General features: G+C 71.3%; 19 protein-coding genes. 7 read left to right on the top strand and 12 right to left on the bottom strand.

Annotation, left to right across the window (positions count from 1 at the left end):
- Positions 1-16 precede the first annotated feature (16 nt).
- The 5 genes from ABZT47_RS32675 (at position 17) to ABZT47_RS32655 (ending at position 5029) form a co-directional block, all read left to right on the top strand.
- Positions 17-898: an ABC transporter permease gene (locus tag ABZT47_RS32675; protein WP_354850843.1), complete on the top strand. Its 882-nt coding sequence runs from the start codon at positions 17-19 to the stop codon at positions 896-898.
- Positions 895-1707, top strand: a complete 813-nt coding sequence (locus ABZT47_RS32670; protein WP_354850840.1) for an ABC transporter ATP-binding protein — start codon at positions 895-897, stop codon at positions 1705-1707. The genes ABZT47_RS32675 and ABZT47_RS32670 overlap by 4 nt, the downstream gene beginning before the upstream one ends.
- On the top strand, positions 1704-2618 hold the full coding sequence (locus ABZT47_RS32665) for an ABC transporter ATP-binding protein (protein ID WP_354850837.1): 915 nt from the start codon (positions 1704-1706) through the stop codon (positions 2616-2618). The genes ABZT47_RS32670 and ABZT47_RS32665 overlap by 4 nt, the downstream gene beginning before the upstream one ends.
- Complete coding sequence (locus tag ABZT47_RS32660; RefSeq protein ID WP_354850835.1) at positions 2594-3595, top strand: M24 family metallopeptidase; 1002 nt, start codon at positions 2594-2596, stop codon at positions 3593-3595. Before ABZT47_RS32665 ends, ABZT47_RS32660 begins: the two co-directional genes overlap by 25 nt.
- Before the next feature lie 81 nt (positions 3596-3676).
- Positions 3677-5029 (top strand): HAMP domain-containing sensor histidine kinase, encoded by a 1353-nt coding sequence (locus tag ABZT47_RS32655; protein ID WP_354850832.1) that lies wholly within the window; start codon positions 3677-3679, stop codon positions 5027-5029.
- A 20-nt stretch (positions 5030-5049) separates the two neighbouring features.
- Here ABZT47_RS32655 and ABZT47_RS32650 read toward each other — a convergent pair whose 3' ends face one another.
- The 4 genes from ABZT47_RS32650 to ABZT47_RS32635 form a co-directional block, all read right to left on the bottom strand.
- On the bottom strand, positions 5050-5799 hold the full coding sequence (locus ABZT47_RS32650) for a hypothetical protein (RefSeq protein ID WP_354850829.1): 750 nt from the start codon (positions 5797-5799) through the stop codon (positions 5050-5052).
- A gap of 908 nt (positions 5800-6707) precedes the next feature.
- A complete protein-coding gene (locus ABZT47_RS32645; protein ID WP_354850827.1) occupies positions 6708-7619 on the bottom strand; it encodes an RNA polymerase sigma-70 factor in 912 nt (303 codons plus the stop codon).
- A 268-nt stretch (positions 7620-7887) separates the two neighbouring features.
- On the bottom strand, positions 7888-8601 hold the full coding sequence (locus ABZT47_RS32640; RefSeq protein ID WP_354850824.1) for a HAMP domain-containing sensor histidine kinase: 714 nt from the start codon (positions 8599-8601) through the stop codon (positions 7888-7890).
- Positions 8602-8926: 325 nt separating this feature from the next.
- Entirely contained in the window at positions 8927-9280 is a 354-nt protein-coding gene (locus tag ABZT47_RS32635) for a tetratricopeptide repeat protein (RefSeq protein ID WP_354850821.1), read from the bottom strand.
- 373 nt (positions 9281-9653) lie between these two features.
- Here ABZT47_RS32635 and ABZT47_RS32630 point away from each other — a divergent pair, with 373 nt between their 5' ends.
- The gene (locus ABZT47_RS32630) at positions 9654-10631 is read left to right on the top strand and encodes a superoxide dismutase (protein ID WP_354850819.1); all 978 of its coding nucleotides are present in this window, start codon (positions 9654-9656) and stop codon (positions 10629-10631) included.
- A gap of 201 nt (positions 10632-10832) precedes the next feature.
- On the opposite strand, the gene ABZT47_RS32625 is transcribed toward ABZT47_RS32630, so the two are convergent.
- The gene (locus ABZT47_RS32625) at positions 10833-11279 is read right to left on the bottom strand and encodes an SRPBCC family protein (RefSeq protein ID WP_354850816.1); all 447 of its coding nucleotides are present in this window, start codon (positions 11277-11279) and stop codon (positions 10833-10835) included.
- Between the two features lie 50 nt (positions 11280-11329).
- Positions 11330-11893, bottom strand: coding sequence for a TetR/AcrR family transcriptional regulator (locus ABZT47_RS32620; RefSeq protein WP_354850814.1), 564 nt, complete (start codon positions 11891-11893; stop codon positions 11330-11332).
- 255 nt (positions 11894-12148) lie between these two features.
- Here ABZT47_RS32620 and ABZT47_RS32615 point away from each other — a divergent pair, with 255 nt between their 5' ends.
- Positions 12149-12937: a hypothetical protein gene (locus tag ABZT47_RS32615; protein ID WP_354850812.1), complete on the top strand. Its 789-nt coding sequence runs from the start codon at positions 12149-12151 to the stop codon at positions 12935-12937.
- 102 nt (positions 12938-13039) lie between these two features.
- On the opposite strand, the gene ABZT47_RS32610 is transcribed toward ABZT47_RS32615, so the two are convergent.
- The 6 genes from ABZT47_RS32610 to ABZT47_RS32585 all read right to left on the bottom strand — a co-directional run bounded on the left by ABZT47_RS32610 (position 13040) and on the right by ABZT47_RS32585 (position 23134).
- The gene (locus ABZT47_RS32610) at positions 13040-14704 is read right to left on the bottom strand and encodes a ricin-type beta-trefoil lectin domain protein (protein ID WP_354850810.1); all 1665 of its coding nucleotides are present in this window, start codon (positions 14702-14704) and stop codon (positions 13040-13042) included.
- A 349-nt stretch (positions 14705-15053) separates the two neighbouring features.
- Positions 15054-16592 carry a glycoside hydrolase family 43 protein gene (locus ABZT47_RS32605; protein ID WP_354850807.1) on the bottom strand — a complete coding sequence of 513 codons (1539 nt, stop codon included), beginning with the start codon at positions 16590-16592 and terminating at the stop codon, positions 15054-15056.
- 36 nt (positions 16593-16628) lie between these two features.
- On the bottom strand, positions 16629-19631 hold the full coding sequence (locus tag ABZT47_RS32600; protein WP_354850803.1) for an endo-1,4-beta-xylanase: 3003 nt from the start codon (positions 19629-19631) through the stop codon (positions 16629-16631).
- A 204-nt stretch (positions 19632-19835) separates the two neighbouring features.
- The gene (locus ABZT47_RS32595; protein ID WP_354850800.1) at positions 19836-21221 is read right to left on the bottom strand and encodes a cellulase family glycosylhydrolase; all 1386 of its coding nucleotides are present in this window, start codon (positions 21219-21221) and stop codon (positions 19836-19838) included.
- A 60-nt stretch (positions 21222-21281) separates the two neighbouring features.
- On the bottom strand, positions 21282-22139 hold the full coding sequence (locus ABZT47_RS32590) for a carbohydrate ABC transporter permease (protein WP_354850797.1): 858 nt from the start codon (positions 22137-22139) through the stop codon (positions 21282-21284).
- A complete protein-coding gene (locus ABZT47_RS32585) occupies positions 22136-23134 on the bottom strand; it encodes a sugar ABC transporter permease (RefSeq protein WP_354850794.1) in 999 nt (332 codons plus the stop codon). The genes ABZT47_RS32590 and ABZT47_RS32585 overlap by 4 nt, the downstream gene beginning before the upstream one ends.
- Between the last annotated feature and the right edge of the window lie 141 nt (positions 23135-23275).

Genomic DNA, 23275 nt, shown 5'->3' with positions numbered 1-23275 from the left:
GCGGAGGGGGGCCGGCGTGAGGATCCTTCCCGGCCCGCCGGACAGGAAGGGCGTGCTGGCGCGCCTGCCGGAGGCGTGGCGGCAGCCGCTCGCCGTCGTGGGCGCGGTGGTCGCGCTCGCCTGGCTGGTCGTCGCCGTCGCGGCCCCGCTGCTCGCGCCGCACGACCCGCTGGCGCAGGACCTGCCGAGGCTGGCCTCCCCCGGTCCCGGGCACTGGTTCGGCACCGACCAGCTCGGCCGCGACATCCTGTCCCGGGTCATGTACGGGGCACGGGTGTCCATCCCGCTGACGTTGCTGCTGGTGGTGCTGTCGCTGCTGATCGGCGGCGTCCTCGGCGCCTGCGCCGGATATTTCGGTAGATGGGTCGGCGAGGGGATCATGCGGCTGGCCGACCTGGTCTTCGCCTTCCCCACCGTCATCCTCGCCATGGTCGTCGCCGCCGCCCTCGGCGCCAGCCTCACCAACGCGGTGCTGGCCGTGCTGGTGGTGGCCTGGCCCGCCTACGCCCGGGTGACGCGCGGCCTGGTGCTCGGCATGCGCGAGCGCGAGTTCGTGCTCAGCGGCCGGCTGCTCGGCTTCTCGGCCTGGAAGTCGCTGCGCGTGGACGTGCTGCCCAACGTGACCGGCCCCATCCTGGTGCTGGCGACGCTGGACATCGGCACCGCGCTGCTGCTGCTGTCGGGCCTGTCCTTCCTCGGGCTCGGCGCCAAGCCGCCCTCCCCCGAGTGGGGCGCGATGGTCGCCTCCGGCGTCGAGGTCTTCGACAGCTGGTGGGTCGCGACCTTCCCGGGCCTGGCCATCCTGACCGTGGTGCTCGCCTTCAACTTCCTCGGCGACACGCTGCGCGACGCCCTGGACCCGCGCACGGCGCGCGCCATCAAGGAGCGTGCGCTGTGACCGTGAACGACCGCCCGAACGACCGCGAGGACGCCGCGCCGGTGCTGAGCGTCGAAGGGCTGACCGTCTCGATCGGCGGGCACGAGATCCTGCGCGGGGTGGACCTGCTGCTGCGCCCGGGACGCGTGCACGGGCTGGCCGGCGAGAGCGGCTCGGGCAAGACGATGACCGGGCTGGCCGCGCTCGGGCTGCTGCCGCACGGCGCCCGCGCGGGCGGCCGCGTCGCGCTGGAGGGCCGCGACCTGCTCGCCCTTTCGCAGCGCGACCTGAACGCCGTGCGGGGACGCGACATCGCCATGGTGTTCCAGGACCCGGCGACGAGCCTGCACCCGATGCTGACCGTCGGCCGGCAGATCACCGAGCACATGCGGCACCATCTGCGCCTGGGCAGGGCCGAGGCGCGGGCGCGGGCGGTCGACCTGCTCGGGAAGGTGCGCATCCCCGGTCCGGCGGCGGCCTTCGACCGCTATCCGCACCAGTTCTCCGGCGGCATGCGCCAGCGCGTCGCGATCGCGATCGCCCTGGCCTGTGGCCCGAAGGTGCTGATCGCCGACGAGCCGACCACCGCGCTGGACGTGACCGTCCAGGCGGGCGTGCTGCGCCTGATCAGAAGCCTGTGCGACGACCTCGGGCTCGCCGTGCTGCTGGTGACGCACGACCTCGGCGTCATGTCGGCGGTCGCCGACGACGTCAGCGTGATGCGGGAGGGCCTGGTCCTGGAGACCGGCCCGCGCGGCCGGGTCCTGCGGGAACCGGAGCATCCCTACACCCGGGCGCTACTGGACGCGCTGCCGAGGGAGGAGTCATGAGCATGCTGGACGTGCGGGACCTGGTCGTGGACCACCGGACGCCCGGCAGGCCGGCCGTGCGGGCGGTCGCGGGGGCCAGCCTCAGCGTGGCGGCCGGCGAGGTGGTCGGCCTGGTCGGGGAGTCAGGCTGCGGTAAGTCGACGCTGGCCCGCGCCGTGTGCGGGCTGGTCCCGGCCGGCGGCGGCACCATCGCGTTCGAGGGCGGCCCGGTCACCCCGCTCGGCCTGCGCCGCAGGGACCCGGCGCTCGCCAAGATCCAGATGGTGTTCCAGGACCCCTACGCCTCGCTGAACCCGCGGCGGCGGGTCGGCGCCCAGATCGCCGACGGCCTGGCGGCGGCCGGCGACCGCGAGACCACGCCCGCCGGCATGCTGGAACGGGTCGGCCTGCCCGGGCACATGGCCGAGCGCTACCCGCACGAGTTCTCCGGCGGGCAGCGCCAGCGCATCGCGATCGCCCGGGCGCTGGCGGCCCGCCCGTCGCTGCTCATCGGCGACGAGCCGATCTCGGCGCTGGACGCCTCCGCCCAGGCGCAGGTGGCCACGCTGATGCGCAACCTCGCGGTGGAGTCGGGCGCGGGGCTGCTGTTCATCAGCCACGACCTGTCGGTGGTGCGGCTGATCGCCGACCGCATCGCGGTGATGTACCTGGGGAAGATCGTGGAGACCGGGCCGACCGCCGAGGTCTGGGCCGAGCCCCGCCACCCCTACACCCAGGCGCTGCTGCGGGCCATCCCCGAGCCGGACGGCCTCGGTCGGCTTCCGGAGGAGCTGCCCGGGGACGTGCCCGACCCGGCGGACCCGCCGTCCGGATGCCGCTTCCATCCGCGGTGCCCGGTGGCGATGGACGTGTGCGCCGAGAAGGAGCCGGCGTTCGAGCCGGTGGCGTGCTGGCTGCATCCGCCCGCATGACCGGGGAGGTCATGGAGGCCGTCCTCGCGCGGATGGCCGAGGCGGGCCTGGACGCGCTGGTGCTGCGCCCCTCGCCCGACCTGCGGTACGTCGCCGGGCACGACGCCTCGGGGTTCCTCGTGCTGGTCCCCGGCCTGCCGCCGGGGTTCGCCTCCGACGCCGCCGAGGCGGCCGGGCTGATCCCCGCCTCGGTGTCGCGGGTGGGGGTGGACGCGCAGATGCGGGCGCACGAGCTGTTCGTGCTGCGGGTGGACGCCGACCTGGTGCTGGCCTCGGCGGTGCTGGACCCGCTGCGGATGCGCAAGCGCCCCGAGGAGGTCGCCGCGATCGAACGGGCCGCCGCGGCGGCCGACCGCGTCCTGTCGGCCGCGCGCGAGCCGTCCTGGTTCGGCGCCACCGAGGAGGGCATGGCCCGCCGGCTGGCCGCGGAGGCGGGCGGCGAGGCCCGGGTCTCGGTGGTGGTGGCGGCCGGCGAGAACACGGCGCGGCCGCGGCACGTGCCCTCCGGCCGCGTCATCAACCCCGGCGACGCGGTGGCGGTGCGGGTCACGGCGCGGTCGGGCGGCTACCACGCGCACGCGAGCCGCGCGTTCGTCGTGGCCGAGCCGCCGGAGGACTTCGAGGCGCTGCACGCGGTGCTGCTGTCGGCCCGCGACGCCGCCACCGAAGCCGTGCGGCCGGGCGCGACGGCCGCCGAGGTGGACGCGGCCGCCTGGAGAGTGCTGGACGAGAGCGGGTACGGGCCCTACGTCACGCGGGCGACGGGGCAGGGCGTCGGGCTGGAGCCGCAGGAGGGCCCCTGGCTCACCGCCGCCGACCGCACCGTGCTCGCCCCGGGCATGACCCTGACGGTCGAGCCGGGGATCCAGGTACCCGACCTTTACGGAGCGCGAGTCGGAGACGTAGTGGAATGCACCGAAAGTGGGGTGCGGACGATGAACCACGCACCCCGCACACTACATGTCCTTGATCCATAGTTTGTGTCATCTTGCCCTTTCACTGGCCTGACCTCGAATGATGCGGATTTAGGGTGATCACGAGGCGGACAAGGGGGCTCAGTGAGGCTCTGGCGCGACTGGTCCGTGCGGACCAGGCTGACGTGGGTCGCCAGCGTCATGACGGCCTTGCTATGCGTGGGCGCGAGCGTGCTCGTTTTCATCGGACTGTACCGGCTCGCGGAGTCCCACCAGCGCCAGGAGATCGTGGCGAACCTCATGCACGTCTCCCGCATGCTCCACGAGGGCAGGATGAGGTCCGTCCTCCCGCCTGAGGGCCAGGCATGGCACATCCAGGTCGTGGACAACTCGGGCCGCGTGCTGGCGGCGACCCCCGATCTGCGGGGCCTGCCGCCGATGGCCCGGTTCGTCCCGTCGGAGAAGGCCGTGGTCGCCTTCCAGAGGGTCTGCTCACCGCCGGGATTCCCGGACAGGTGCCCGGACGTCGTGGCGCTGCGCGTCTACCGGCCCGAGGGCGACTACACGATGTACGGCGTCGGGGAGCCCATCCCCTGGTATGTGAACCCTGTCCTGTTCCTGCTGGTCGGCAGCGCCTGCCTCGCGCTGACGGGGGCCACCGCGATCGGGACGCACCGTCTTGTGCGCTGGGCGCTCGCGCCCGTCGAGAACGTGTGCCTCGAGCTGGCCGAGATCACCGTCTCGGATCTCAGCCGCCGGGTGCCGGTCTCCGCGCGCCACGACGAGCTGAGCGCCCTCGCCGTCACCGTCAACCAGACCCTGGACCGCCTGCAGCAGGCGGTCGAGCAACAGCGGCGCTTCGCCTCCGACGCCGGCCACGACCTGCGCAGCCCCATCACCGCCATGCGCACGCAGGTGGAGGAGGCCCTGCTGCACCCGGAGGACGCCGACTGGATGAAGATCGCCGAAGCTCTGGTCTCGAGCCTGGACCGGCTGCAGGCCATCGTCACCGACCTGCTGGTGCTGGCCAAGCTCGACGCCGGTGAGAAGATCTCGCGCAGCTACATCAACCTGGCCGAACTGGTGCGCACCGAGGTCGGCCGCCGCCCCCGGCGCAGGCGCGTCGTGCTGCACCTGCGTCCCGGCGTGGTCGTCAGCGGCGACCGGCTCCAGTTGCTGCGGCTGCTGACCAACCTGCTGGACAACGCCGAGCGGCACGCCACCTCCACGGTGACCGTCATCGTCGAACGTCACAGCGCGACCGCCGAGCTCCAGGTGATCGACGACGGGGAGGGCATCCCTCCCGACAAGCGGGAGCTGGTGTTCCAGCGCTTCACCCGGTTGCCCTCGGGCCGCGAGAAGGACAAGCAGGGCACCGGCCTCGGGCTGGCCATCGCCCGCGACATCGCCCAGCACCACGACGGGACGCTGGTCATCGAGGACTCCCCGGTCGGCACCCGCTTCGTCCTGCGGCTCCCCCTGCTGAGCGGCCCCTGACCCCGCCCCGCCGGCGGCCGCTAGTGCCGGAACACGAAGTAGCTCTGGGTGTCCGACTGCAGATAGCCGTGGAACTTCGGGGCCTTCGCGGCGGCCGCCCTGGTGGCGGTGACGACCGTGACCACCACGTAGTTCCCGGTCTGGCCCCAGCGGATCTTGCCGTAGGCGTAGCTCGCGTGCGTCTGGTCCCGGCGCCATCTCACCGCGTCGGACGAGAGCTTCTGCAGCCGGGCGGCGACCGTCTTGGCGTCCGTCTCGGCGGAGAAGGCCAGCAGGATCTGCACGGCCTTGAGGTTGCCGCCGTAGGCGGAGTAGGCGACCTGGACGGCGCGGTCGCAGCCGTACCTGGCCAGCACGCCCTTGCCGTCGACTGAAGCGCAGCTGTCGTAGTCCCAGCCGCCGACCTTGCGCGCGCTGTACTTGACGCTCCCCAACTTGAAGTTCCAGTCGTCGAACTCCGCGCTGGTGAGCCGGGTCCCCGGCTCGGTCCGGCGCGACGTCGCGGTCTGGCTGGGAGCCGCCGTCGGCTCGCCGGGCTCACTCGCGGGCGACTCCTCGGCGGAGGGGTCGGCGGACGGCGCCACCCGGTCCGTGGGCGGATCGAAGGTCGGCACCTGCACCGCCACGTCGCGCCTGGCCGGCTTGGAGTTGGCGTAGATGACCGCCAGCACGGCCCCGCCGCCCAGCAGTACGACGGTGAAACCGATGATCAGCCCGACGAGCACTCCCTTACCGCTCTTGACGGGCGGCGGCGGCCCCTGGCCCGGCATCGGATATCCCCCGCCCGGATAAGGCCCTCCGCCCGGCATCTGGTACCCCTGCTCGGGATACGGCCTTCCGCCGGGCATCTGGTGCCCTTGATCGGGATACGGCCCTCCGCCCGGCAACTGGCGCCCCTGCTCGGGATACGGCCCTCCGCCGCTCGGCGGGTACCCCGCACCGGGATACGGCGCCCCGCCCTGGGACGCCCCCGCGCCCGGCGGGTACCCCCCGTCGGCGGGCGACCCTCCACCCGGAAAAGGCCCTCCACCTGGATACGGCCCTTCACCTGGATAAGGCCCCCGACCCGGATACGGCCCGCCGGCCTGGGACGTTCCCGCTCCGGACGGGTACCCCCCCTCGATGAGCGTCCTCCCGTCCGAGTACGGCCCCGGGTACGACCCTCCACCCTGGGGCGCTCCACCCTGGGGCGCTCCTCCGCCCTGGGCCATTCCTTCACCCTGGAATGGCCCTGCTCCCGATGGCGGATAACCCTGGCCGGGGTACGGTCCCGCCTCCGGCGGCGGATATCCCGTCCCCGGGTGCGGCTCCGCGCCCGGCGGCGGGTATCCCCCGTGCCCCTGCGGCGCATCGGCCGGCGAGCCGTATCCGGGTGGCGGCGCCGGGGGCCCTCCCATCGGCTGGTACGGGTCCTCATCCCTCGGCTGGGGCTGGGGCGACTGGGGAGGATAAGCCATATTTCCATTGTGGTGCACGTGATCCCATCAGACCCACCAGTACCGGAAATGGCATTGAATACTCGCCAGTAGAGGCTCCAACCCGCCCAAATCACGTCACCGAACGGCCCGGCACAGCGCGGCCGGCGCGGATACGCTCCTGCCCGGAATACTCTGAATACCCCGAAATAGCCTGGCCTGACGCGGTATTGCACGGTATGGCCGGGCCCGTCGCGGTACGCCTAGCCCGACCCCACTCCCGCCGGCGCGATGACCGCGAGCTTGTCCGGATTCATCACCCACAGGAGCCGGTCGATGCCCTCCGAGGAGGCGCTGATGGTCAGGAACGCGGTGACGTTCTCGCCCTGCGAGATCAGCACCGCGGGGCGCCCGTTCGCCTCGATCCACGTGATCTCCGTGCCCGGCCAGAACCTCGGCGCGAACGCGACCATGAACCTCGCGACCCGCGTACGCCCGGCCACGGGCACCCGGGCGACGTTCCGCATGGCCTTCCCGCTGTCGGAGTAGCTGACGACGTCCGCGGCCAGGAGCTCCTCCAGGGCGGCGAGGTCGCCCTTCCGCGCCGCCGCGAGGAACGCCTTCAGCAGCCGCCGGTGCGCGGTCGAGCTGACCGGCTTGCGGCGCTCGGCGGCGAGGTGCTTGCGCGCCCGGCTCACCAACTGCCGGGTGTTCGCCTCGCTGAGCCCGAGGATGCCCGCGATGTCGCCATAGGGGTAGTCGAAGGACTCCCGCAGGACGTACGCCGCCCGTTCCGTGGGCGAGAGCCGCTCCAGGAGGAACAGGACGGCCAGCTCCAGCTCGGCGCCCTGCTCGGCTCCGGTCTCGGGGCCGGAGCCGGTGTCCACCGGTTCGGGCAGCCACGGGCCGACGTAGACCTCGCGCCGCTTGCGAGCGGACATGGCGACGTTGATGGCCAGGCGGGTGGTCGCCGTGGCCAGGAACGCCGCGGGGTCGGCGACGACGTCGCGGTCGGTGGTCTGCCACCGCACCCAGATCTCCTGCACGACGTCCTCGGCCTCCGTGGTGCTGCCGAGCACCCGGTAGGCGATGCCGAACAGCCGGGGACGCAGTCCGGCGAAGACCGAAACGGCCTGGTCGAGCTCACCGGCCGCCCGCGGATCTCCGGACTGCATGATCGTGCTCGCCTCCCCGCTTCCCGTCTCCCCTCCACAAAGCACCCTATAAAGGGCCGACACCGCCACCTCCACCGGAGCCACGCGAACGCCGCCCCCCCTCGACGACACCCGTGCATGCCGACTCACCCCACAGAGAGCCTGGGAGACACCTCGGCCGACCACCAAGCAGATGGGACGAACGGCCACCACCGTCACGGCAGATCAGCAGGCCTCCGGGATCGGCCGCCGAGCGGACGGGACGGACGGCCATCTCCGTCACGGCGGGTCAGCAGGTCCCCGGGGCCGGGCGGGCGGCCAGCGGGAGCCGGAGTACGAAGCGGGCGCCGCCGCCGGGCCCGTCCTCCACATGCAGGGTGCCCTCGTGCGCCCTCGCGATGTCGCGGGCGATGGCCAGGCCGAGACCGGTGCCGCCGGCGTCGCGGCACCGGGCGGCGTCGAGGCGGGCGAAGAGCTCGAACACCCGTTCACGCTCATGGGCGGGGATGCCCGGCCCGTCGTCGGTGACGGTGAGCTCGGCGATGGCGTCGTGCGGGCGGACCTGGACCTGGATCCACCGCCGGGCGTGCTTGCGCGCGTTGTCGAGCAGGTTGGCGAGCAGCCTGCCGAGGTGGGCGGGAACCACGTCCACGGTCACCGCGGCGACGGTGCGCAGCCGGACGTCCGGGCCGCCCTGCCTCGGGACGACCTGGTCGCGGACCGCCGCGGCGAGGTCGACGGGCTGATGGGGGGAGGGCGCCTCCGCCGCCACCCGCGTGAGCAGCAGCAGGTCGCGGACGATCGCCTGGAGCCGGTCGACATCATCGAGCGCCGCCTCCATGAGCGCGGGCAGGTCGGTCTGCTCGGGATGAAGTCCGGCCTCCTCCAGCTTGACCCGCAGCCCGGCGAGGGGCGTGCGGAGCTCATGGGCGGCGTCGGCGGCGAACCGGCGCTGCCGGACGAGGTCCCGCTCGACGGCCGGATCCACACATGTCATGGTCATCATGCACTCCCCCAGAGATCCCGACGATGCCAACGGCCTAGGCGGGCGGTACGGCCCGCAGATCACGGCCTCCCGCCCTTCCGCCCGGGTCGAGTCCCCGCTCGGGTCGGCGCATCATCGGCCGGTCACCCACTGAGACCGAACACCCCCCACATTCGTGACAGCCCCGCCCCCTTCCCAAAGCTTGCGCCCCATCAACCGGCGCGGCTCTTCACCCAGGCATGTGCTGGAGGTGATCGGCGCCGGGTCGGCGAGTCGTGGTACGGCGAGGCCGGCGCCGTCTACGGCGCCGGACCCGTGCGCGTGCGGGGCCGGCGCGCACTCGCTAGGCGAGGTTCGCGGCGTACACCGACACGTCTGTGCCCTCGACCTCCTCCGCGCCCATCGCGCGGGCCAGCTTGCGGTAGCGGTCGGCCTCGTCGTGGCGGCTGCGGCGCTCCAGGGTGCGGGCCAGCACCTCATGCGCCCAGCCGTTGGCCGGGTCGAGCTCCAGCAGGCGACGGAAGCTCTGCTCGGCGCGGCCGAGCTGGGCGCTGTGGAAGTAGGCCCTGCCCAGCAGCTCGACGGCCGCCCGGTTGCCCGGCTCGGCGGCCACCACCGGCGCCAGGATGCGCGCCGCCTCGGCATAGTCCCTGGCCTCGAAGAACAGGCACCCGCGCTGGTACTCCTCGTAGCTCATCGACCTCTCCCCTCGCGGCCCCCGGCGCCTCGCCGGACACCCGACCCCCCACAACGCCCCCACCCCCCTCTCTCTTCCGGGTACGCGACCAGCGCCCGCCCCTTCCGCCGAGCGCTCTGCGGATCAAGGCGGACATGCAAGTCCGAGCAGACTGAGAGCGATGCGCGGGGAACGTGCGATCGGCGCGTTCACCCCCTGTCTCATGGCCACCGACATGTCACGGGCGCGCCTCGGATGATCGCCATCACCCACTCGGAGCCGTCGGCGACCGCAGTCGCCTACTCCTCCCTACAGAACGGATCAGCCGAGTGGGCATCGGATACGATCACCACACTCGCCGCACTGTCGACAGATGGGATGTTGTCTGATGAAGGTGGCAGTTCTCTTAGCCGGGTTCCTGGGTCTGCTCGTCGGAGCGCCGGCCGCCGCGACGGCGGAGACAGGAGCGAGCCCCGGAACGTCCCCGACCTCCGTCTCCGGAACCTTCACCCCCGCGGGCGGGCCGGCTCACCAGGCCTATCCGAGCGAGTTCCCTCTCCCTGACGGCTTCCCGCCCGAGGGCATCGCCATCGGCCCGGGCCCTGTCGCGTACTTCGGCTCCCGCGCGACCGGCGAGATCTACCGGGCGGACCTGCGCACGGGCCAGGGCCGCGTCATCAGCCCCGGCCCGGGCACCCCCTCGCTCGGCCTGAAGATCGACCCGCGCGGCCGGCTGTTCGTCGCCGGCGGCACCGGCGGCGACGCCCGCGTGATCGACACCCGCAGCGGCGCGGTGCTCGCGAGCTACCGCCTGGCCACCGAAGCCTCGTTCGTGAACGACGTCGTGCTCACCCCTGACGCGGCGTACTTCACCGACTCGGTCAACCCGGTGCTGTACAAACTGCCGTTCGGACGCGGCGGAGCGCTGCCGACCGAGGTGGTTCGGGTGCCCCTGACCGGCGACATCGTCTACACGGCCGGCTTCAACGTCAACGGCATCGCCCCCACCCCCGACGGCACGGGCCTGATCATCGTCCAGTCGGGCACCGGCAAGCTGTTCCGCGTCGCCCCCTCGACCGGCGTCGCCACCACGATCGACCTCGGCGGCGAGTCCCTGATCGACGGCGACGGCCTGCTGCTGGACGGCCGCGTCCTGCACGTCGTGCAGAACAGCCTGAACACCGTGACGTCCCTGCTCCTGGACCGGGGCGCCACCTCAGGGAAGGTGGTGCGCAGGCTGGTGGACGACCGCTTCGACATCCCCACCACGATCGCCGCCTTCGGCGACCGCCTCTACCTCCCCAACGGCCGCTTCACCACACCCCCCACCCCCACCACCCCGTACAACGTCGTGGCCGTCGCCCGCACCTGACCCCCCGCACCACCGATGACCCCCCGCACCACCGAGCTCCGGTTCCAGGCGCACCACCCGGCGACCCGTACGCCTGGAACCGGAGTTCGCGCGCAAGCCGCTCGACGGGTGCCCGCTTCCAGCGGAGGCCTTCGGGTCCGGCCCGCTCACGGTGTCGGCGTGCGGAGCGCACGGCCGCCGGCCTGCTCGCCTCCCGCGTTGTCATGCCTGGGAGCGCTTCGCCGCGAAACGGCGTGCCAGTTCCCTGCCGCGTGCCACCTGTACCTTCTTCGCCTGGCTCGTCGCGAATCGCAGCAGCCCGAAGGGCGCCGACAGCCGGTAGTGGTCGACCACCCGGGTTCCACCGGGCACCGGGTCGATGCGGTAGCCGTAGGCCACCCGGACGCCGCCGGGGCTGACCACGTCGCCGGTTATGGCGCCCTCGGCCAGGTGCAGGGTGACCTCGATGACGTTGTCGTGACGCAACGGCCCCAAGGTGAACCGCTCGACCGCCGTGAAGTGCACCGCGTCCGGCCCGCGGCGGACGTCGCGGACCTCGACGACCAGCGGGGACAGGCCAACGTGGTTGTCCGGGTCGGCCAGGTGCTCGAAGACCTCCTCGACGGCCGCGGACAGGATGGTCGTGGTGCTGAACTCGACGCTTTTCATGCGGCATCCCGGTGAACGAGGGTGAATGCGAAGACGGCGTGGCGTTGGTGTCACGCGCGCGGAAGGAGCTGGTCGAGGACGGCGTCGATCTGGACGGCGTCCGGGCCGAGGAGCAGGCAGTCCGTACGCATCCCCTCGATCGTCTGCGACAGGATCGTGGCGGCGACCGAGGGGCGTGGGACGTCCGCGCGCTCGAACTGTTCCCTGAGCAGATCGAGCAGGATCTCCCGCTGCGCGCGGTAGTGCTCGGCGAAGCCCGGGTGATTCGTGGCGTGCGACACGAACGCCATGGCCACGCTCGTCTCGGCGGCGCGCTCCTCATCCAGTGGAAGCAACGCCGTGACGATCGCGGACAGCACCTGACGCGGGGATCGCGTGTCTTCTCCTGACTGGGCCCGGAGCCGGTCGGCGCAGCGCCGGCAGTGGTGTTCCAGCGCGTACAGGAGCATCTCCTCCTTGGTGCTGAAGTGGTGTTGCAGGGTCCCGGTCGTCACCCCGGCCTCGGCGGCGATCTCCCGCATGCCGGGGAACGTGCCGTGGCCGCGCATCAGAAGCCTTCCCACCGCGTCGGCGACCGCGGTGCGGCGCGCATCAGGCATCCACCGTTCTCGCATGCCCACCTCCATTACAATTGTAATGTAGCAGCCGTGGAGCACGCGCCCCGACCACCGCGGACGGGCGATCACCGCCGCGAGTCGTTCAAGCGCCGGACCGGTCGGACGTCGGCGGGCCGGCGAGCGGAAAGTCGTCCCGGCTCGCCGACCGGTGGGCCCTCGGTTTATGGGTATTTATCCCTTTTGGATGGGCGATCAGGGGACATAAGGTCGGGCCGTACATCTGGCCCGATCCACCCCCAGGAGATCATCTTCATGTTGCGCCCGCTCGCCGTCACCGCGCTCGTCGCGTTCTGTGCCGTCGCTCCTCTCACCGGATCGGCTCAGGCGGCCGCGCCGGTGGCGACGACCGTGACCTCCCCGTCGACCGCGGGTTCCGCGACGTCCGGGGCCAGGGTGATCTACGGGTTCGCGTGGGCGGACGGGAAGGGCGTCCTGCGCGTCAGGCCGCTCAAGGCCACCCTCCACACAAAGGGCGGTCCTCCTCGCTACACCTTCGCTCCCATCGCGGGCGCCAAGGAGAAGCGCGTCGCCTACGCGCGTGCCGACGTCCGCAGGGTCACCTCGGCGTGCGGTCTGAAGGAGACCGAGGGCGTCGTCAAGGTCGACGCCAAGGGGCTCGGCACCACCCGCTGCAAGCCCGCCGACCTGACGTTCGCGCTCGGCCTCGGGCCCACGCCGGTCAGGATCTCGCTGGGCGCCACCACGCGCGTCTACGAGGTGCTCGCCATGCCCGGCTCGCCGAAGACCGCCTACGGCACGATCAAGCGGGTGAACGACACGACGGTCATGTTCACCCGGGGCGGGAAGTCGATCAAGCTCGGGTACACGGGGCTGTCGTTCAGCCGCACCACCCGCTCGTGCGGCGCCGCCTGGGCGGCCGACCGCCATAACGCCCAGAAGAACGGCCTCGGCCACAAGTACTGCTCGACGGCGGACTTCACCAAGGCCCTGAGGTCCGCGAAGCGCCCCGTCGCCGCCAGAATCGACTACACGCCACTGAGCGGTCAGCTCAACCAGGTCTGGGAGACCAGCGCGCGTTGACCATGGCCGCCTGACCCGCCGGCGCGGCGGGCAGGACGTCGACCCTGCCCGCCGCGCGGCGGCCTGTCTCGCGGAACTCCGTGGCCGGTGGCCGCGGCTCGCCTACACCCGGCTCCATCGCTGGTTCGCAGCGGAGCCACAGGTCCACAGGATCACCGTGGTGCCGTTGGCGGTGTTGTTGTTGTAGACGTCCAGGCACAGGTTGCTGAACTGCACGCTGCGGATCGTGCCCTCGGCGGTGAGGTTCCACTGCTGGTTGGTTCCGCCGTTGCAGTCCCAGATCTGCACCTTCGTACCGGCCGTGGCTCCGGACGGCGCGTCCAGGCACTTGCCGAGAGCCTGGATGCTCTGCCCGCTGAACGTCCAGCGCTGGTTCGCCTGGCCATTGCAGTCCCAGATGACCGGCTGGGTGCCGTTGGTGGTGCTGCTGTTGGGCACGTCCAGGCAACGACCGGACGCCGCGCTGACCAGCGTGCTCGACGGCGTGCTCGACGGCGTCGGGGACGGGGTGACGGTGCCGCCGCCGCTGACGCGGTACACCACGGTGCCGTGCGCCGGGACGCCGGCCGAGATGGAGCCGGTGCTGCTGGTGGTGGCGTTGGTCCAGGCGTCGGTCAGGGTGAACGAGCTGCCCGACTTGCCGATCGCGGAGGCGGTGGTGGAGATGGTGGTGGTGCTGCCGCTCTGGTTGAACAGGGCGACCGCGACGTCGCCGTTGCTGAGCTTCTTGGCCAGTACGCGGCGGGTGCCGTCATTGCTGATCTGGGTCGCCTGCAGGCCGAGGGTGTCCTGGTTGATCGCGATCAGGTTCGCGTTCTTCAGAATCGTCTGGGTGGCGGAGTCCATGTTGCGCACATCGTTGCCCATGATCAGCGGGGAGGCCATCATCGCCCAGAGGGCGAAGTGGCTGCGCATCTCGGTGTCGGTCATGCCGCCGCGGCCGATCTCCATCATGTCCGGGTCGTTGAACGCCCCCGGCTTGGCGTAGGAGGCGAGCGGGACGGTGACGTTGACGATGTTCTGGATGCCCATCGGGTAGCCGTTGGTCTGACCGGTGTCCCACTTGTTGGTGATGTCCTCGGTGGTGCGCCAGATGTTGGCGACATCGCCCCAGTTGCGGCGCGGCCCGGTCTTGTCGTGCACGCTGTTGGAGTTGATGCTGTAGAGGATCTGCCGCCCGGAGGACGCCAGCGCGTCGCGCATCTTGGCGAACGTGCGCACCTGGTCGTCGATGGTGCCGCTCGGCGAGCACCAGTCGTACTTCAGGTAGTCCACCCCCCAGGCGGCGAACTGCCTGGCGTCTTGGACCTCGTGCCCCTGGGCGCCGGTGGCGCCGGGGTAGCTGTTGAAGTACTGCGCGCAGGTCTTGTCCAGCGGAGCCTGGTAGATGCCGAACTTCAGCCCCTTGCCGTGCAGGTAGTCCCCCAGCGCCTTCATCCCGCTGGGGAACCGCGAGGAGTTGGCCTGCAGGTTCCCGGCGGAGTCACGGGTGGAGTTCATCCAGCAGTCGTCCACCACCACGTACTGGTAACCCAGATCACGCAACCCCGAATTCACGATCGCGTCGGCCATCTGCTTGATCAGCGACTCGCTGATGTTGCACCCGAAGGTGTTCCAACTGTTCCAGCCCATCGGCGGCGTACGCGCCACACCGTTCTCCAGGGCCTGCGCCGGCGCGGCGGCGGTCACGGCCGCGGCACCCGACGCCAGGACCAGGGCCGCGGTGGCGACCGGGGCGAGAATGGCGCGTATCCGTTTGCTGTGCAAAGAGGCTCCTCGGGGGTGCGGGGCGGCCGGTTCGGTCCGGCAGGCTGGACGAGCGCCGTCCGGACCGGCGGCTTTCGGTTGTTAGCGCTAACAACCGATCGCCGGGTGGGTCACGGACGCAAGGGCGTAGGTGGTCCAGTGGAGAGTGCTTCGGCACTGGATCTCTGTCAAGCATGGGACGAGCCGTGATCACGCGAGCTGCGCCGACGCCGCATCCCGTCTGAAAGTTGCAGCCCGGACCCCACGGTGTGCGCGGGACCGCCGCGGTCCACCGGGCGTCGCGGACGAGAGACGCGACCACGATCCCGCCGCGGCCGCCGGCCGATGCCCCGCCGGCGGCCGGAGTGACTCAGTGCTCCGGGAGGGGGAGGTACTCGAACCAGTCGAAGTCGGCGACGTTGCCGGTGGGGTGGTTCTCGCCGCTGAGGTACATGCCGATGTAGGCGCCGATGAAGCCGCCCGCCATGCTGCTGCTGAGCACACGCCCGTCGACCGGCTCGCCGAGCCGGCGCCACTCGCCCGGCCGGGTGCCGTACAGCATCTGGTACTCCTGCCCGTGGGCCTCCACGCCGAGCCACAGCCGGCCCGGGGGCACGTCGGCCTGGACCATGGTGTGGTCCACGCCGTCCTGCCTGCGGATCACCGTCAGGCCGGAGGCCGTCATGACGAGCAGGATGTGGAAGTCGTCGTTCTGCACCAGGGCCAGCCCGGCCCGCTCGCGGTTCTCCGGGACGAACTCCATGGCGGTGTGCACGGCGAAGTGCGCGTGCTCCTGCCGCCGGGCGATGAGGCTGGGGTTGGTGCGCTCGGTGATCGACTCGGGGCGGCCGCGCAGCCGCAGGAAGCCGGGGCGCTCGGTGAGGGTCCAGTACGGCTCGCGGGGCGTGCGCAGGTGGTTCCACTGGGGCATCAGCCGCGGGGTGTCGAAGTTGTCGCAGGCCGGCGGGGCGGGCCAGCGGCAGGGCGGGACGGCGGGGGCGTCCCCGGCGGGCTCGACGAGGCCGGCGACCGGCCAGCCGTCCTCCCAGCGCACCGGGGTCAGGAAGGTCTCCCTGCCGAGGTTGTAGTGGTAGCCGCCGTACGGGCGCATGGCCAGCAGCACCATCCACCAGTCGCCGCCGGGGGTCTGCACGAGGTCACCGTGGCCGGTGCCCACGATCGGGTGGTCGCGGCCGAGGTTGCGGTGGGTCAGGATCGGGTTGCGGGTGCTGCCGGTGTAGGGGCCGGTGACCTTGCCGGCGCGGGCGACGCTGATGGCGTGGTCGTGCTCGGTGCCGCCTTCGGACACCAGCAGGTAGTAGGCCCCGCCGATCTTGTAGAGGTGCGGCCCCTCGGCCCAGACGGCGCCCTTGACGGCGCCGTCCCACAGGATGTGCTCCTCGCCGACGAGCTTCATGCCGTCGAGGTCCAGTTCGCGGAGCCAGACCTCGGTGTGGCCCTCGTGGCGCCGCTGCCGGGCGGGGCGCGCGCCGTGCACCCACGCCCGGCCGTCGTCGTCGAAGAACAGCGACGGGTCGAAGCCCTCGGTCTCGGGCAGCCAGTAGGGCTCGCTCCACGGCCCGGCGGGGTCGGCGGCGGTGACGATGAAGTTGCCCGACTCCATCAGCCCGTCGACCAGCGTGGTGATCATGTAGAAGAGGCCGTCGTGGTGGCGCAGCGTGGGCGCGTAGATGCCTCCGCTGGGCCGTACGCCGTCGAGGGGCAGCTGCGACGCCCGGTCGAGCACGTGACCGAGCTGCCGCCAGTGCACCAGATCCTTGCTGTGGAAGATCGGCACCCCGGGGAACCACTCGAAGCTCGATGTCACCAGGTAGTAGTCCTCGTCCACCCGGCAGATCGAGGGGTCCGGATGGAACCCCGGCAGGATCGGGTTGCTGAAGCGCACCACGGACGGCCTTTCTCGTTGCGATCTGTACGATCCGGGCTACTTGCCCAGTTCGAGCACTCCCCATCCTGCCGTGCTCAGATAGGACCGGCCGGAGGAGTCGTTCCACGTGACGGCGCCGGTGCGGGCGGCCCCTGTCGCGTCGTTGACCTGGACGTCGAACCCCAGCAGGTCCCCCTTCGCGGGGGTGATGGTCGGCAGCGCGATCGACGCCTCGACGACGTACCCGCCGGGCACGACCTTGGCCGCGCTCACCAGGTTGTTCTTCACGCCCGCGGCGTCGAAGGTGCCCCCGATGGTCTGCCGGCCGGAGAAGGAGACGCGGTACTGCCCGTCGTCATCGTCGTATCCCTTGCTCTTGCCGTTGTTCGGGTCGACGAAGATCTCGACGGAGTCCTGCTCCCACGCGTTCTGCGACTCCTCGCTGAGCGCGGGGTCGGTGACACGGGCGAGCACGTACAGGTGCCCGGCGTCCCACAGGGCCCGCACCTTGGCGGTCGCGCCGGAGCCGCCCTGGATCCAGGTGGCGGTGGTGACCTCGGGGGCCCTGGACCAGGCGGCGTCGGCGACGCCGTCGACGACCGGGGTGCCCTTGGCGGCGGTGGTCGGCTTGACCGGCGCGGTCAGCGTCAGCTCGCCCTTCCAGGAGACGTCCTTGCCGCCCTTGGCGTCGTGGGCGACCAGCTCGAACGGCAGCTTCCCGCCGAGCGCGGCGGAGGCGGGGAGCAGCGCCTCGGCGCGGTATCCGCCCGTGAGGGCGGCGGTGCGGTACCAGGAGGCGCGGCCGTCCCGCGCGACCACGCGGGCGGCGCCACCGAGCCGCAGGGTGAGCGTGTCGGCCTTGTCGCAGGTGCGGTCGTCCACCTCGGCGAGCACGGCCAGGCCGGCGGCCGACCAGCGGGCCTGGAAGCGGGCGGCCAGGTCGCCCACCCGGGCGATCGGCGTGTCGGGCAGCAGGTTCCACTGCTGCTCGCGCTCGGCGTCGATCTTCACGCTCGCCTGCGGCGCGTCCAGGCGGCGGGTCAGCGGCGGCAACTGGGCAGGGTCGACGATGCCCCAGTACGCCGGCTTGGCCTGCAGTTCGTCGTCGAACGGCAGCGGCGCGTTGAGCCGGGTGATCGGGAAGGTGGACAGCCAGGTGCCGTCGTCGGCCAGGCCCCAGAGCGTCACCGAGGACAGACGGGCGGCCTGCCGGCGGAAGACGTCGAAGATCTCCTTGTAGCGGTACCCCTGGAGCGCCAGGACCTCCGGCGGGACGGTGGTGTAGGTGGAGACGAAGTCGGTGTAGACGCTCACGTCCAGCTCGGTGACCTGCTGGTCCACGCCGAGCCCGGCGAACAGCTCGATGGTCTTCTCGATCTCGGCGGCGGCGGGCTGCTCGATGTTGACGTGCAGCTGGTGGCCGACGGCGTCGATCGGCACGCCTTCGGCCCTGAGCTTCTTGACCAGGTTGAAGACCGCCTGGCGCTTGCGCGGCAGCTCGGTGTTGTAGTCGTTGAGCACCAGTTTGGCCGCCGGGTCGACCTCGCGGGCGACGCGGAAGGCCGTGCGGATGAAGTCGTAGCCGGTGACCTGGAACCACGGGCTGCGGCGCATGCCGTCGGGCTGGTTCTCGTCCACGACCTCGTTGACGACGTCCCAGGTCTGGATCCTGCCCTTGTAGCGGCCCATCACGGCCCTGATGTGGTTCTCCAGCCGCTTGAGCAGCAGGGCCTTGTCGGCGGGGGTGGCGGTGAGGGGCCGGTCGCCGTCCTTGAACACCCAGTCGGGGGTCTGGCTGTGCCAGGCGAGGGTGTGCCCGCGGAACCGCAGGCCGTGCGCCGCGGCGTAGTCGACCAGGTAGTCGCCGTCTGCGAAGGTGAACTCGCCCTCGCGGGGCTCGGTGGCGTCCCACTTCAGCGCGTTGCCCGGGGTGACGCTGTCGAAGTGCCGGGTCAGCAGTTCCTCATGGCCGCCGAGGGTCTGGGCGCGGGAGATGGCGGCGCCGACCTGGAACGGCAGCGTGTCCTTGACCGCCGGGATGTCGGTCTGGATGGGCTTGGCGGGCACGTACGTCAGTGTGAAGTCGTCGATGTAGAACGGGAAGGTTCCGCTGGACGACTCGACGTAGACGCTGAGGAAGTCCACGTCGTAGGCCAGGGTGTATGAACCTTTCAGCTGCGTCCATCCGCCCGCGGCGATCGCTGTGGGCGCGGCGACCTGGTCGTAGCTCGCCGTCCCGTTCAGCCGGCGTTCGACCGACAGCCCGAGGTCGCCGGCGGTCGTGTCAGGTCCGAGCCGCACCCACACCGACAGCGTGTACTTCGACCCCTTGGTCATCTTGCCCAGGACGCTCCGCGCCGGGCCGTCCCAGGAGGCGCTCCTGGCGGTGGAGAGCAGGGCGGCGGTCCCGCCGTGGGCCTGGTCGGTGGCGACGGTCAGCGTGGCCGAGGCGCGCGGCGACCAGCCCTGGGCGGTGCCGGTCTCGAAGTCGGTGGTCACGCCGGACCGTCCGGGGTCGGTGTCGGCGGTGATGGTGACGTCGTCGAGGTAGAACGAGGCGGTGGCGTCGGAGCTCTCGGCGTACAGCAGCAGGTCGGGCGAGTCGGTGGTGAAGGAGTAGGTGCCGCTGATCTCCACCCAGGCGGCGTCGGTGACGGTGCCCGCGCCGACCCGCTCGTAGGTGGTCGTGCCGCCGTCGGGCGTGCGCTGCACGGTCAGGGCGATGGTGTTCGCGGACGTCCCGGCGGTCAGCCGCGCGTGGGCGGTGACGGAGTAGGTGACCCCCTTCTCCAGGGGCGGGGTGACGGAGGCGCCGTTCCAGGTCTCGGTGCGGCCGGTGGTCAGCAGCGACGCCGAGCCCGAGTGGGCGGCGTCCTGGACGGCCGCGACCGACACCCCCGAGCCGCGCGGCGACCAGCCCTGGGCGGTGCCGTCCTCGAAGTCGTAGCTCGCTATCGTCACCGGCGCCGCGGCCTGTGCCGTCCCGGCCGTGATGCACGGCGACAGGGACAGCGGGAGGCATAACAAGGCGGCCGCCGCCCACGAGCGCGGGAAGCGCATGACTGGTCTCCTCAGGGTCAGGCCGAGTAGGGCCATGGATGGAGCGGGCCGGTCAACAGTGATCGCCGGGGCCGGCGTCGGCCCCGGCGATCATGCGCCGGATATACGGGCGGTCCTGCTTCTGGCGCCTCCCCCGAGGTCAGGTGCCGGAGGAGCGCGGGGAACCGGTCGCAGGAGTACTTCGGGTCGTGGCGGGTCCCGCGGTCAGGCGGCGCCCGAGGTGAGGTTGGCGGTGAGCAGCTCGATGAGCCGGTCGCGCCGCGCGCAGCCGGCCAGGGCGAAGGAGTCGGCCAGGGCGAGCAGCTCGCTGTCGTCCAGGCCGCCGAACAGCGAGGCGTACTCCGGCACCAGCGCCTGGGCGACCAGGATGTGCCGGAGCAGGTCGTCGGTCTGGTAGCGGGCGCCCCACGGGTAGGGCTCCCAGTGCGGGAACTCCTCCTCGACCAGCCGGTGCAGCGGGGCGAGCACGTCGGAGGACTCCTCCATCGTGGAACCCCAGCGGTCGGCGCCCAGCCGCTTCTTCTTGGCCACGAAGTCGCCGAAGCGCCGCAGGTAGGGCCCCTCGGGGTCGGCGTGCACCAGGCCCTGCAAGCCGACGTCCTTGTAGGTCCACAGCGACCAGCCGGCCTGGTAGCCGTCGAAGATCTCCAGCTGGTCGGCCAGGATCTGGTAGCGCTGCGCGTCGATCGCGGGGTCGCCGGTGTAGACCGGGCCGAACTCGCCGACCCACAGCGGGGTGCCGGTCTGCCGCTGGAAGGTGGTGCGCTTCTCGAAGGCCCGTTCCAGCTCGCCGCGGTCCACCCACTCGCCGCGCGTGTACCCCGGGTACGGGCCGCCGTGGGCGAACCCGGCGAGCGCGTAGTCGTGGCAGACGAACACCGTGTTCTCGTACACCTCACGGAAGATCGAGAAGTCGGTGGAGTAGGTGTTGCCGTCCAGGAACAGCACATGGGTGGGGTCCACGGCGCGCAGCGCCTTGACCAGGCGGTCGTAGAACGGCCCGATGACCCGGCCGCCGACGTCGCCGGGCTCGTTGATCGGGTTGTACCCGGCGACCCACGGGTTGTCCTTGTAGCGGTCGGCGATGACCTCCCACAGGTGGACCGCGCGGTCCTGGAAGTGCCGATGCCGCCAGAACGACGCGACGTGGGTGGGATTGTCGGAGTGCCAGTGCTGGTTCTGCGCGCCGGGCAGGGCGTGCAGGTCGATGACGCTGTAGATGCGCCGCTCGGCCAGCAGCCCGATCACGCGGTCGAGGTGGCGGAAGCCGTCCTCGATGATCTCCATCGGCCGGTCGTCGGACTCGAAGTGACGGTAGTTCACCGGAATCCGAACGCAGTTGGCTCCCATGGCGGCGAGCAGGGCGGCGTCGTCGGGGCCGAAGAATGAGGTGAGCAACCGGTCGAAGAACAGCGCCGCCCGCTCCTCCCCCAGCACGTCGCGCACGGCGTCGCGCATGGTCGACTCGTTGGCCGGGTAGCCGGTGATGAAGTTCTCCATGTTCATCCAGCCCCCGAGACCCACTCCGCGCAGCCGCACCGGGGTACCGTCGGCGGCGACTAACTGGGGTCCGGACACACGCAAGGTCATCAGCGCTCCTTCGGAGATGGCCTTATCGGCCGTGGAAGCTCGGTATGTCGTTCGGGTCGGTCACCCCTTCGTCGCTCCCGCGGTGAGTCCGCCGATGAGCTGGCGCTCCGCCACGGCGTAGAACGCGAGGGCGGGCACCATCGCCAGGACGATGTAGGCGAGGATCCGGGCGGTGTCGGCGGAGTACTGCCCGGTGAACTGCTGCACGCCGAGCGGGATGGTCCACCAGTTGGGGTCGTTGAAGATCACCAGCGGCAGGAAGAAGTTGTTCCAGCTCGCCACGACCGCCAGCACCGACACGGTGGCCAGGGCCGGCCGGGCCATCGGCAGCAGGATGCGCCAGAAGAAGCCGAACGAAGTGCAGCCGTCGATCGTCGCGGCCTCCTCCACCTCCCGGGGGATGGTGCGGAAGAAGGCGCGCAGGATGATGATCGTCATGGGCAGCCCGAAGGCGGCCTGCGGCAGGATCACGCCGAAGGGGTTGTCCAGCAGCCCCAGGGTCCGCAGCAGGACGAACAGCGGCAGGATGGCCACGGCGAACGGGAACATCAGCCCCATCGCGAACAGCGTGTACAGGAACTCCCTGCCCCGGAAGGCGAACCGGGCGAACACGTACGCCGCCATGGCCGACAGCCCGACGACGATGAGCGTCGTGGCCACCGCGACGAAGATGCTGTTGACGAGCTGGCGCCAGAACGAGCCGGAGAAGAGCACGTCGGTGTAGTTCTCCGGGACCCAGGGCGAGGGCAGGCCGAAGGGGTTGGTCGAGAGCTGGCCGGTGTCCTTGAACCCGCCGATCACGGCGAACAGCAGCGGTACCACGACGAACGCGCCGAGGATGATCACGACCGTGTGCAGCGAGATGGAGCGGAGCATGCCGAGGCGGGGCCCCGTCCGCTCCCTGGCCTGCGCGGTCATCGCTGGTCTCCCATGGTGGTGATCGCTCCCTGTGTGTCGCGGCGCATGACGAACCGCTGATAGCCGAGCGCGAACACCAGGCTGATCAGGAACATCACGACGCTGATGGCGCTGCCGTAGCCGATCTGGGAGCGCTTGAAGCCGAACTGGAACATCGTGACGGCCATGGTCTCGGAGGAGTGGATGGGCCCGCCGGCGGTGAGCACCCACACCAGGTCGAAGAGCTGGATCGCCCCGATGATGGACAGGAACACGCTGATGCGGATCGTCGGCCCGAGCAGCGGCAAGGTGACGTACCGGAACTGCTTCCAGGGGCCGGCGCCGTCGATCGAGGCCGCCTCGCCGAGCTCCTTGGGGATGGACTGGCGGCCGGCCAAGTAGAGGATCATGTGGAAGCCGAAGTACTTCCAGACCATGACCAGGAACAGCGACATCATGACCGTGTCCGGCTCGGCCAGCCAGCTCGACTCCAGGCTCGAGAGGCCGATGGCGCCGAGGATCTGGTTGGCCAGGCCCGACTCCGGCGACAGGATCATGTTGAACAGCACACCGGTGATCACTTCGGAGAGCACGTACGGGGCGAAGAACAGCAGCCGGTAGAACGCCCGGCCGCGCATCTTCTGGTTGAGCAGCATGGCGATCGCCAGGGCGAGCGGGAGCTGGATCACCAGGGACAGGATGATCAGCACGGCGCCGCGGCGGAGGTCGCCGAGGAAGACGTCGTCGGCGAACATCCGGGTGAAGTTGTCCAGCCCGATCCAGTTCTGCGGCAGTCCGCCGAGCCCGTTCCACTTGTACAGGCTGGTGTACGCGGCCAGCACGATCGGCGCCAGCACCAGCAGCCCGAACAACACGAGCGCCGGCAGCAGGAACAGCGTGATCGTCGCCAGACCCCTGAACCGGCGACGGCGTGCGGAGGGCGCGGAGCCTGGGCCGGCCCGGCGCGGCAGGTCGGCCGCGGCCGCGGGCCTGTCGGTCAGCGCGGGTCGTGTCATCGTCTTCCTCAGCGTGGAGCCCCGGGCGCAGCCCTGGGGAAGAGCGGCGCGGTGCCGCTCGGTGGTCGATGGGGGGCGGGCCGCGGATGGGGGACCACGCGCGCCCGTCCCGGCGCGCGTGGTCCCCCGTCCACCTTCCGG

Origin of the sequence: Sphaerisporangium sp. NPDC005289, from assembly GCF_040607455.1 — a bacterium.
Classification (GTDB): domain Bacteria; phylum Actinomycetota; class Actinomycetes; order Streptosporangiales; family Streptosporangiaceae; genus Sphaerisporangium; species Sphaerisporangium rhizosphaerae.
This window is presented reverse-complemented; position numbering and strand designations above follow the sequence as displayed.